General features: G+C 34.7%; 8 protein-coding genes. All 8 read right to left on the bottom strand.

Translation table 11 applies throughout. The features are described from left to right. Window positions 1-2 precede the first annotated feature (2 nt). The 8 genes from GQ46_RS02640 to GQ46_RS02605 are packed head-to-tail and all read right to left on the bottom strand — an operon-like array spanning window position 3 to window position 12,520. Window positions 3-2,018 (bottom strand): hypothetical protein, encoded by a 2,016-nt coding sequence (locus tag GQ46_RS02640; RefSeq protein WP_044398127.1) that lies wholly within the window; start codon window positions 2,016-2,018, stop codon window positions 3-5. Further along, entirely contained in the window at window positions 2,008-3,966 is a 1,959-nt protein-coding gene (locus tag GQ46_RS02635; RefSeq protein ID WP_156133077.1) for a hypothetical protein, read from the bottom strand. The genes GQ46_RS02640 and GQ46_RS02635 overlap by 11 nt, the downstream gene beginning before the upstream one ends. Before the next feature lie 31 nt (window positions 3,967-3,997). Continuing rightward, window positions 3,998-4,714 carry a hypothetical protein gene (locus GQ46_RS02630; protein ID WP_044398122.1) on the bottom strand — a complete coding sequence of 239 codons (717 nt, stop codon included), beginning with the start codon at window positions 4,712-4,714 and terminating at the stop codon, window positions 3,998-4,000. A gap of 1 nt (window position 4,715) precedes the next feature. Then, on the bottom strand, window positions 4,716-5,396 hold the full coding sequence (locus GQ46_RS02625; protein ID WP_044398120.1) for a hypothetical protein: 681 nt from the start codon (window positions 5,394-5,396) through the stop codon (window positions 4,716-4,718). Then, entirely contained in the window at window positions 5,396-7,132 is a 1,737-nt protein-coding gene (locus GQ46_RS02620; protein ID WP_156133076.1) for a hypothetical protein, read from the bottom strand. The genes GQ46_RS02625 and GQ46_RS02620 overlap by 1 nt, the downstream gene beginning before the upstream one ends. Before the next feature lie 4 nt (window positions 7,133-7,136). After that, window positions 7,137-8,948, bottom strand: a complete 1,812-nt coding sequence (locus GQ46_RS02615; protein WP_044398117.1) for a hypothetical protein — start codon at window positions 8,946-8,948, stop codon at window positions 7,137-7,139. A 14-nt stretch (window positions 8,949-8,962) separates the two neighbouring features. Further along, window positions 8,963-10,084 (bottom strand): hypothetical protein, encoded by a 1,122-nt coding sequence (locus GQ46_RS02610; RefSeq protein ID WP_044398114.1) that lies wholly within the window; start codon window positions 10,082-10,084, stop codon window positions 8,963-8,965. 36 nt (window positions 10,085-10,120) lie between these two features. Further along, window positions 10,121-12,520, bottom strand: a complete 2,400-nt coding sequence (locus tag GQ46_RS02605; protein WP_044398112.1) for a hypothetical protein — start codon at window positions 12,518-12,520, stop codon at window positions 10,121-10,123. Between the last annotated feature and the right edge of the window lie 112 nt (window positions 12,521-12,632).

Raw genomic sequence — 12,632 nt, 5'->3', positions numbered from 1 at the left:
TTTTAATTTTCTGGAAGGTCATCAACAAAAAGCACACTCGATGTTGTCGCTAATTTTCCAGATGATACTGTTTTATTTCCTTTTAAATTCCAAACTATTTCATAGCCATATTCTTCAGTGTTTCTTGGAAGAATAATATGCTCTTCTTTTGAAAGTTCTCCTTTACCAACCAAGAAGGTTACATTTTTTAGCTGTTCTTTGTCTCCTATAGTATAAAATAGTTTTACATCTATAACTCGAATATCGCTTCCCTCAATGGAGCTAGGATCTATTTCAATCGCAATTTTTTTATTAAGTAGCGGTGGAGCAATGGCTATAGCGCCTTGGTCATTTTTAGTCCATTCTCCTTCAACTTTATGGCCACCGAAGAAGCTCCATGTTGTCTTATATTCATAATCCAACCATTTGCTTCTATCATCATCGCCTTGCCATCCATATAAGAGTTTGAAATTGTTACCTTCTTTATTAAAATTATTACGATCAATCCGCACCTCATCATTAGTAATCGCTCCACTTTGATGCTTTTTTTTCATAGCTAAAGTTGCAAAATTGATATAGCTTCCAAAGTCGGTCGCATTACTACCATCCACAAAAGCGACAAGCTCTCTTTGCTTAAATAGTGCATCGTCTAAATTCACTTCTTTAAAGCATTTGTCACAATTGATGTTGCCAAAATTTTTATCGAATCGCAATGTGAGATTGTCCGTTGTATATTTATTAAGATCAATTTTAAAAATACCACGTTGTTTAATTTCTTTCATTTGGAATGATACAGCCACAGCAAATGAAGGCACTGTTTCTTCCTGTTGTAGATTGGGTTCAGCAGGGGCGGAGTCAGAGGGGCTTGTTTCTCTGGCGTGCTGTGGCGTTGCCATAGGTGTTCTAGCAGCTCTAGCGGTTACCGGTCTAGTTGTTGTTGAATCTGTTGTAGTTGCCGCGCTGGTTTCGGTAGAGGGCGCTGCGGTACTACTATTGGTTGCACGGCTCTCATTCTCTCTGGCAACACGCTCTCTTTCTGTTTGATTGGCTGCTCTAATGCGTGTGTTTTCTGTTCTGGCATCTGTTCTAGCCGTATTTAACATCGTTGTTGCTCTATCTAATAAGCTTGGTGTATTACCAGTGGCACCAGAAGTTAATGACCCTAAACTGGGTGTACCTGTCCCTCCAACAGGATCAAACATCATTGCTAGAATTTTATTATACGCAGATTCCATGATTTTTTGGAGATCTTCGTCACTTCCAATCTGTGTTACTTTAATATCTCCTTTTTTTACTAAATCATCAAAAGCTAATTTAATTTCGGCAGCTAGTACTGGTGCAGAAATGCCAGCCTCAAAACTTTTATGTTTGTAGACTTGTTCAAAATCTGCTTCAATTAGCGCTCTTTTTGGAGAACGATAACCTGATAAATTCATCTCGAAAGAAATACTCATGTCTGGCGTTGGTGTTTTAAATGATTCCCAAAGAATCTTTGCACCTTGTTTAGTAAGTTGAATAGAGACTGCAGCCCGCTGACCATCTAAAATAGGCGCTTTTCCAATACCTAAAACTTGTTTTGTGAGTTCACCATCGGCTTTCGCAAAAGAAGAGATAATAGCTATTGTTCCATCATTATAAATAACAGGCCCTTTAATAACACCTTCAGGCACTAGGGTTTTTAATTCTCGTTGAGCATCTTTAATTTGATCTTTTGTGACACCAAGTTCTATCAGAGCATGTACGATGCCGCCACCATCTCCTTCCCTTAGCTCTGCTTCATCACTTCCAGAACGTACGTTGTCTACATATCTTAAAAAAGAGAATTTAGGTATCCCATTTTCGTCCTTAGCGATACTTGGTTTATCTATGATGTAATACCAAGATTTTGGGTTTCTTAACTCTTGAAACAAAGTTAACTCTCCGGCTCTAACAACCTTATCCAAATTTATTTGTTGGCCGTAACTAACATTTATCGCGCACATGACTAAAGCATATAATAGCCATTGCATTACTGTGTTTTTTCTGTTTTTAGTTTTCATCTCCTTTAATTAAATCTTTAAACTTATCTAAGACACTCTTTTTTACTGTTTCTAAAATTTCTGTCCCAGCCACTTTAGCTTCTTTAAATAACTCAGATTCATTGTCTTGAAATTCCTCAGGAACTGAAGCATAGATATAGTTGTCATTTATTTTTGTTTCCCAAGGCATGGCCAGTTTTCCTTCTTTTTTATGTGTATAAATTAGACGATAAGCATAGCCTTTAGTATTTCTATCTGTAAATATGGTTTCTGGCACCAGCATTTGTTCTTTAGAGACGGTTAATGGAATATTAGTTTCTTCTTCTTTACCAAAACGGTAATAGCGAATAGCCGCGGTAACTCTAACAATATCATTATCTTTAAGCTCATCGATATCTGCTTCTACTTCTATTAATCTTGGCGTTACAGGAGCTGCAAGTGTAACACCTTCCCAGTCTCCAACTGTCCAATTAGGATTTTCAGGATAGATATGGCCCCCTTTTAAACTCCATTGCATTTTGTATTCATAGGCTTCTGGATTTTTATCCTCACCACGCGCATAGGTTAGTGCCGCTCTAATGCCTTTTTCTTTTAAGTAGTTTCTGTCAATAGTAACCTGATCTTCAAAATCGTTGCCTTGATTTCTTTTTTTTCTAATATTTACCGTGACGTAATTCACTTCTTTTCCAAACATATCTTCTGCTTCTATGTCTAGAATAAGATTAATGTCTCTATGCTGGAAAAAGGGATCGTTTAAGTTAACTGACGCAATACATTTTGGGTTGTCTCTCACTCCATCGTACCAAGAACCAAGATTGCCCGTTAAAGGCATCATTTTTGGAATTGCGACGCGGTATTTTAATCTATAGACTTCTCTTAGCCGCTGAAATCTTTTCTCTGCTTTTGTACGGCTATAAGTATAACTTGCGCCATACTTTGCATTTGGGTTTGCTTCTAATTCTTCATCGCTAGGTGGTGCAGGAGGAGCAGTAGCATCCCTGTCTGTTAGCGCTTCAGTAAAGACATTCATAAAACTTTCTACAATTTGATTAGCGACTTCATCATCAGTCGTGTTTTTATCTATTTCGAAAATAACAGCTTTATTTTCTATTGCAGAATTGTAAATACTATCGACCTCTGCATAAGAGTAGGTGTCATCATTTCCTGTTTTAGTTTCTTTTCTGTCATGTGAATATTCCGAAGAAAAGGTTTCAAATGTTTCTTCAACTTTTTTCCAGTCTATTACAATTTTACCATCTACAGCTGGAAATAAGACATCATATTTAAAGCTAAGTTCTATAGAAACATCAGTAATTGACCTGTTTTCTTCAAATGTAGCCGCTAATAATTGTGCAGCATTTTTGTCGAGTTTTGCAGCAACAGCAATTTTATTACCTGGAATAGGAGAGGCGTTTCCAGAAGCAACAACTTTGGCCATGCCTTCATCGGTTAAAATTGAAGAGATTATTCTAAATGAATTACCATCTTCTACAGTAACATCTGCTGCTCCAAGGATAACAGGTGATTTTACTCTTCTGTATTTACTTCTTGAATTTTTATTTAATTCTGTAATTTTTTCCTTTAGTTTTTCTTGAGCTTCTGCTTCTTGCTCTGAGGTTAAGCCCCACTCCATTAAAAAATGCATCAGTCCACCTTGTGCGCCACCAGCATCTTCTCTTTCTTCTGTCGTATATTTTAAGAATAAAAACTCTGGAGTTCCATCTGGTCTTTTAGATAAATGCAGATTTGTTGGTAGATACACATACTCACTAGAAAAAGAATTACTTCTTGTAATCGCCTTACCATATAGCGTTACTTGAGTTCCATCGTCAAGTGAAATGTCGACTTTATTCTGAGAGTCCATTATCACTTGTGCCTCTAATCCTTGAAAAAGGAATAGGCTAAGTACTAATAGGAGAAAAGAATTCCTCAATAGTACAATTTTCAACTGTTTTTTAATTGTTTTCATTTTTATCTGTTTATTAAATGATTAATTACTGTTATTGGTTTCTTTTTAGTAAGCGTTCAGACGTAAACGCTCCTTTTGCTTTTTCACTAGCGTCTTTAATTATCTTTATATTCTTTAGTTTTGATACTTCCTGATAAATCCTGTTTGGTGTAGTAGACCTTTGTAATACTATAGATTCATCTGCTTTAATGTCACAGTGACATTGTTTTTCTATAATCAATTCAACAAAATCTGCACAATTAAAATCACGTACATTAAAGTCTTGATTTTTATTTATTAGAGCTGCTATGTATTTTTTAATTTCTAGGTCTTCTTTTACTGAAGATGTTATTTGTAATAATCCATCGACAGGATAGAATTCTTCATGCGGCAATCCTGTTTTTATAAGGCTAGCAATGGTTATATCATTCTCCCATGAGGCGGAGGGTAACTTAAAGTATTGAGCAGGTACATTTTTATCGACGTTAAAGGCATTGAAATCGTCTGTTTTTGGCCAAAGATCATAGTAAGATAAAGCACCATTTTTAATCGTGTCATAAACAGCTATTCTATTATTATTTTCATCAAAAGTATCTTTAACAATGACTTTGTAATTATCTACAGCAATGCCTACATGACCACTTTTACCATTTGCTGTCGCGTAGAAGACCAAATAGATGTCCTTAGTTTCTGCGGAAGCAGGCTGTATCAATAATAAACTAATTATGATGATTTTAATCTTGATGATATGTATTAGTGTTAGTCTCATTTTAAAACCAGTTTTGTAAATGACCTTCAAGACTTAGTTCATTCTTTTTAGCTAATGAAATTGAGCCTTTACAAGTATTTGTATTATATGAATAATTGATTTTTAAAAGTGTTTTACTAAATCCAGACTTGTTTTTTATGGCCTCCCTTATTAAGTTCACTTCTTCTTTTTTTAATCTGAAGGAGAGCGCCATCTTACCACTAGAAAGGGTAGGGGGAACACCTTTACTTTTAAGTGCGCTATTAAGTATTTGTCCTATTTTTGTGTTTGTGTTTATTGTAATTCCTGAGGCTTTATTATTTAAATAGAGAGCTCCAGATAAAGTGGCACTGTCACCATAGAGGTGTTTAATACACTGTCTTAATTCGCTAAGCTCCTTATTGTTCAATCCCCAGGTGATTAGCATATGTAGAATAGCCCCATCTGGTGTAACACTTCCTAGATTTTTATATTCTAGAAATGAATATTCTGGTTGTCCTTTGCGTTCAGAGAGATTAAGTTGCGTGGGAACATAAAAGTAAGTTGGTGAATCGGTTGTGTTTTTTTCTTGATAAACGTAAACCGAGTTGCCACTATTCAATGTTATTTTTTCTTTTGTTTCTTGACAGATTATTTGCGCATAACCGTTAATAGCTATAATAAGGCAACAACAAAACGCTATGTTTTTAGTACATTTTTTCATTAGTCCTTTGGTATTTCATCAATAAAAATTAAACCGTATTTATCTTTGGCTTGTTTGGTTATACTGGGTTGATCTTCAATAAACCAGGTTATGGTATAATTGACTTCTTCTTCAGTATTTGGTAAAGTGATGTCGAAATTCTTTTCTTCAAGGATGTCATTAGGCCTTAATGTTAAACGGTGTGTTTTTGTTTTATCAAAAAAGGGGTAATCCACTAAAACAGAAATCGCTTTTACAGATTGGGCTTCTAAAGCTTTCAAATTGCCATCTAGAATTATTTTTCGCCTTTTAAATGGGACATACAAGTTCACCATTGCACCGTTTTCGTCAAGCCATTCACTTTCATAACTTCCACCACCATTAAATTTCCAAACGGTTTTGTATTGGTAGTTTAGCCAATCTGTTTGTATAGTATCCCCTTGATTTAAATAGAACATTGATAAATTACCTTCGTAAGATTTAAAGCGCTCCTTATTTAAAAAGACTTCTTTAACTGTTTCACTACCATTTAAATGTTTTTTTCTGACTGAAAGGGTGACACTATTTAGCATGCTTTCAAACTCTTTTTCTAAATCACCATCAACACCAACAAATACTTCTCTTTGCTGAAATGCTGGATCCCATATTGGAACGTCCCTAAAAAAGCGTGTGTCGTTTCCATAATTTTGATATAAGTCACCAATATTAAAGGTTAGTATGTGATGGCGAAAAACGGTAGAACGTCCTTTAAAGAATAATCGTGATTGCCCTTCAGATCTTAGTTCTTTTCGTTGGAAAGATGCATTTAATCCAAAACCAGTAGTATTTCCACTAGATATAGGGCCGTCTTCACCTATTAAAGCGGTAACCGCATCCATAATACCGCCTTGTTGTTCTTCTGGAACAATTGCTGGCTCGACCGGCTTAAACATGAGTTCAAGAAGCTTGTCGTATACCGTTGTTAATAACGCTTCTAAATTAGCATCGCTTCCATTGGTAATGAGTCTTATACTATTGTCTTTGAATAATTCGTCTAAGCCAAATTCTACATCTGCACCAACAAAATAAATGGTTCCACCAGCGCCAAAACTGACACTCTTTTTAATTTCAGACCAGTCTATTTCCAGTGTGGCATCATAAGCTTCAGTAAGCCCAGAGAACGTTAAATCGAACATAATAGAGATGTCTGGAGTGTCCATTTTAAAACTTTCAAGCAATAGTTTTGAGTGCAAAGGATCTACATCAAAAGACAGGGCAATCTTACTATTTTCCATAACGGGAGCTTCCCCCATAGAAATAACTTTTTGTTCCCTTTCGTTGGTGACACCGTTAAGAATAGAAGACACCAAGGCATATTTTCCAGTTTCAAAAAGAATAGGACCCTTAATTTTAAATGTGTCATCTTCAAACCGTTCTTGTAATAAAAGTTCAGCGTCTTCAACTTGCGTTTTAGGGGTATCATATAAAATTAAAAAATGTAAGATGCCACCACCACCAGCTTCTTTAATACTACTAGTAGTATCTTCTGTTGTAGGACGCTCCGTTATATATCTCATAAATGAGAATTTAGGATGCTTGTCTTCATCTAAAGCTAATCGAGATCGCGTAGGAAGATATTGGTATTCTTTAGGATTGTTATGGGTGGGGAAACACCACAACCCATTAACTTGTATCCCTTGGTCTATATACACTTGTTGTGAATTTGCAACTTGAATACAGATACTAAATATGATGATATATATGAGTTTAAGTGTCATGATTTTAATCGTTAAAGTCTTCAGTAGACGGTGTGATTAGAAATAAATAGTCTTGATCTAACGCTTTAATTTTTTCTGAATACTTTCCCTTTTTACTATACCAAGTTATTTGATAAGCAATTGGTTCTCCTTCATCAAAAAACAAATTAACTTTAGACGTGTTTTCGGTATCTGTATCTCTAATTATTAGTGTTTTATGAGGAATTGCATCGCCATTAAGCACTGTGAAAAAACGTATAGAAGCAGAGCGTATTCCACTTTCTTTAAATCCAGATTTATCAGCATCTATTTCTACAGTTCTTTTTTTAAATGGCGGGGTTAATGTTGTTAATGAGGCATTTCCGGCTTTCCACAAATCAACTGCTTTGGGGATTAGTATTGGTTTTTCTTCTCCCTTTAGATTCCAGCTAATTTTATAGTCGTAATTCAACCACTCACTACTGGTTATTCCTAATCTCGGATAGATGAGCGCCTTAAAGTCTTTACCTTCAGAAACATCTTTTCCTGTAAAGATTAAGCTACCAGTGGCATCATCTGTATCACCACCATAGACTTTTTTGAAAGAAACCGATACAGAATTTAAGAGTTCATTAAAGGCATCTTTAAACTCGCCATCTATTTGAAAATGTACAGCCCTTTTTTGAAAATCTGAATCTGCAAGATTAATAACTTTAAAATAGCGGTCATCATTTTGCATTTCACTATATAAACCACCTAGGTTTCCCGAAGTATGAATAGGTACTTTTATTGTCGTCGTTTTAGAAAGGTTAAGGTAGAATTTGTTCATTCGAATATCTTCTCTTCTTTTAATTACATATTGGTTGTCTGAGTAATACTCTGTATTGTCCTTTCCACCAAAGATGTTATCAAACCAACCGCGATCTTGTCTCCCTTTAATTTGATTTAGTTCAACAGCAACTTCTTCAACAGGTTTTTGAGCCCAACCGGTCTGGGTGTCAAACATTAACTCTATGATGCGTTCGCTAACAATATCTAAAATACTTGTCATCGCTTTATTATCTATACCTAAGCCTTCAGACCTATCAAACACTTCTATGTTTAATACTTGGTCTTGAAGCATTTCATTTGTGATTTTTCGCATTTGCTCTCTTGTAAAACCTTCTTGAAAATTACTAAGTTTGCTGTAATGCTCGTAAATAGTACTCGCCTCAGCAGTGATGATAGCATTATATCCTTTTACCACAGCTTCATAATAGCCATGAACAGAGACCGAAACATCAGATGTTCCACCACCTACTAATGATTCCCACAATAGAGTTGCTCCATTAGGATTTAATTTTGCAGCAATAGCTGCTTTAGAGTTGGGTAATAACGGTGCAAATCCTGAGGTTAACACATTTCTAGTAAACGCTTTTTCTCCTTCGGTATCAGTTAAAATAGAAGAAACCACGTCAAACTTACCAATGCCTTTTTCTCCGTCTTTAGTATATTGTTGCATGGGTACAGGTCCTACTATTCTTGCATTTTCTCCTATTTGCGCTTTAAGCTTTGCCTGAACGGTATTAATAATGTCTTGAGGCAATGAAAACTCGACTAAAGCGTGAAACAACCCGCCGCTAGAATCTTCGTTTTCTCCAACATATTTAATGCAGAGTAATTCATAGCTGCCGTCTTCTTTTTGAGATAACCTTACAAATCTTGTGAGATAGTAATAAGCGTTATCATCTTCGCTATCTTGTAATAATTGAATGCCATCTATTTCTACTCTTCCTTCATCATATTTTACGGTTGCAAAAAGATGAAAACTCATTAAGAATAGTAAACCAAATGCTTTTAGTGTTTTTATAGTATTCATGATTTCTAATTTTATTAATGTTTTGGTTTTGTTGTTATGTCGAGAATTTCATTCCAGGATGCTTTAGCTATCCAATCTGTTTTGTGATAGCTTCCGTCATGAAAAACCTCGGTAATTCTGTATAGGTATGGCTCACTTAATTTTATAGCATTCATAAATTGAGTGGTTTGAGCATACACTTCAGGGGTATCATACTTAAATGTTTTTTTTATTTTCACCTCTTTTCCTCCAACGCCCGTCGCTTTTATTTCTATGCGTTTTGCATACAAATCAGCTCTTAATTCATTATTAAAATCATAACAGTAAATGTCTATTACAGCGTAATCAGGAGGTATTTGCTCATTTATATCAATTTGTTTAATAAGATCAGGCCAACGCTCTGTGTCTATAACTATTGGTATTGCACCAGCATTCACAATCACTTCTTTAAGATTAATACGCGTACTATCTTTTTCTGCTATACTCGCTATAATCGCGGTTTCAAATGCTTCACTACCATCTACTATTAGAGCGCTGTTATTATTACTAAAGACTTTAGCGTGAAAGCTGTAATCAACACTTATTGTTGGCTGATTACTTTTAAACCCTTCCCAGAATATTTGAGCATCTTTACTATTAAGTCGAATAGTAAAGTCACGCTCTTTCCAATTAGTGTTTTGAGCTGGCATAGTCGCTTCTTCAAAAAAGCCATTAGAAATTGTTTTTGTAGAATCTATAAAAGCATCTGCAGCATGAATTAATTTTGCATTTATATTACTTAACCCCATACTTTTAAAAGTTGTAACAGGGTATCCACGTTGCAATAAGACGTTTTTAATACTGTCTATCTTCGTTTTTTCTGGCACGTGTTGGGCGACTTTAAGACTTATGAGACTTTTAAAACGGAAATCCCCTTGATCTGTAGTGGCACGCGTTCCTGTGTAACGCATTTGTATAAATTTGAAACTAGGTTTCCCTGCTTTATCTACAACTAATTTTAAACCTTGAGGCGCATAATAGTAGACGCTAGCATCGTTATAATCTTGAAAAATGACAAGATCATCAATGACTTGTTTCGAGTCTAAATTTGCCTGCCCAAATGAGAAAGTAAATGAAGTAATCAATAATAAAACGAATAGGTTTCTATTAGAAATCATGATGAGGTTGTAGTATAAAGAGGTGAATAAAAATATTTAGTCTTCTGTAATTAGTGTATTTAACTCTGGAATTGCAGCTTTTAGATTTTGCATGCCTATAAAGACTTCTACATCGCTGGCAGGAATCCAATCTGCTGCATCGTACACAACACCATCATCCATAACTACAGATAAGTAATATTCAAAACTTGGTGCTTCTTCATCAGATAAGTATAAAGGTCCTGTCGAGAAGACAGATAAATCTTCTGTAACTCTAACAGGCGGTAGTTCTATTAAGCGTTCTTTTTTAGGATCTGCTTGTATAGCTCTTACTCTTATTTTTAAGAAAGCCGCGTTAGTAGCATCGAATATTTTGAAGCTTTCGAAAGAGATATTTTTCTCCTTACTTATTGTGCCATCAATAAGATTATCAATCACTTTATTAACACAAGAGGTGCAATCCACAATGTTATAATCAATCCAGATACGTTCTGTTTTATTTTCAGTTTCAATCCAACTTGGCATTTTGGATGTATTGAAGTTTACACTAGCTTTAGAGGGAACTTCAGTATCATTTAAATCCCAAGAATAAATTAATGGAATAGATTTATTGCCTTGCTTTTCAATAATCAACGCATGTATCTTCTTTAGTCTTAAAGGAAAATCTGTGGTATTTACCCAGTTTTCATTTCTCCATTGGTTTGGAGTTAAAGTAAAACGCCCAATAGTTCTAGGGTCTGATATTGTTATTCGTACTGGAATAAGCTGGCTAGGAACAGTTTCACTATCAGGTACTAAAGTCATTTCTCCATTAATACCAATACTTTGTGCTAATGAGACTTGCATTTCTTCTTTAGTATTGCTATCGGTTACCCAAGAAATATCAATAGGGTTTGTAATAGATGATGATACGGAGACGTTAATTTTATTTGCAGGAATATTGTAATGGCCTTCTAATCCCGCTGAAATTGAAATTGCAGGTACAGATTGTAAAGGCATTATTTTTAATTCTTTATACGTGTAAAGCGGATTGTCTTTTACATAAGATTCTAGTAGCGATTTCATTAAAGCCACTTCATTAGAGGTAATTCCAGGTGTTAGTGTCCCTGTCATTCTTACATCTCCAGTAGATTCAGCATTATCTGCTGTACCATAGGTCATTTTAAAATTATAGCCTTCATCTTTATTCCATCTTAAGTGATATGCTGTTGGCAAATAATAAAAAATACCAGAAGCTTTATTTTTATCTGGATAAATATCCATTCTTATATTTGTGATTTCATGAGGAAATTCAAAATCATTGTCTGCAACTAAATCTTCCCATAATGATATGGCTTGATTGTCTGGTCCTTGCGCTTGCATATCTGCTGGAGGAGTAGTTTCTGTTGTAGCAGTTGTACTTGTTGTCGTTAGAGAAGGATAATAAACTGCAGCTAATAACGGAGTAATTTGTTTTTTGAACGTACTGTTAGTCGTTTTTTTAGGTTTTGAAGCCAATTTATAGACTTTTGTATGTGTATTACTCATAACATTGTCTTTTATAGAAAAATTAAAAGAGGATGTGCCATTACTCAATTTAAAAGTGGCATAATAAGTACCTCTGCTCGATGATAATCTTGTCGTTCCCCAATCACAGTCTTTAGGAGAGCACTTACCAAAGGCTTGAATTTTTGTACCATTATTAGAAATAATAATTTTTGTAATACTTCTTGTGTTTTTATCGGTGTTTTCCCATGTACCATCGATAGTAGAAGTATTGGTTGAGGTAGGCGTTTCTGCTTTAAGAGTTCTAACATTGGTTACGGCCCTGCTTGGCTTATATAAAGCAACATTTTTAATTTTTGACCTGTCGTATTTTAATACAGGTTTTTTTATTGGTAAGACAATAGTTTTAATGTTTTCTTTTAAATTTGCGGCACTACCAATAGGTTCTAGCGTTATTGGTATGATAAGATTTTCAGGACTAATATCTTTCTTCCAGTTCTTGTTTAAAGCATATAAAAAGGTCTTTTTAACAAACTTATTTTTACTTTCGGATAATTTAATTTCAAGATAGGCAGAGGATAGCGCTGTACCTTCAGTGGCGTTTTCAGATAAAAAGAACTCTAGTTCTAATGGGCTAGATTTTCCTTCTAGTGAATATTCAATTTTAGAAATTTCACGCTGGCTGGTTTTATCGCCAGCTAATACATTGGCTATAAAATAGCCATCTTGGGTACCAGAAAAATGTACAGTTACTTTTAATGTTCGCTCACTGTCGTATGTTACAGTGGCCTTGTCAATTTTACCATTAAAATTGGAAAGAATATCACTAAGTACTCCTGTTACATCATCTATTTTATTTAAATCTTTATTCTGTAAGCCACTAAAGTTTTGTGCACATAGTGTTTGTGTGATAAAAGTTACTAAGAAGCATAGTACTAATTCTATTCTTATTTTTGAGGTTGTAGTTTTCATAAGATATGTATTCTTAAATTATGGTTCAAAAGTATAACTGAAACCAATAGTTTTCAAGAGTTCAATACCTATTATTGGGGGAGTGTAAAAACTAAATTATATACAGGAAAAA

Source organism: Lacinutrix sp. Hel_I_90 (assembly GCF_000934685.1).
Taxonomy (GTDB): Bacteria; Bacteroidota; Bacteroidia; order Flavobacteriales; family Flavobacteriaceae; genus Lacinutrix.
This window is presented reverse-complemented; position numbering and strand designations above follow the sequence as displayed.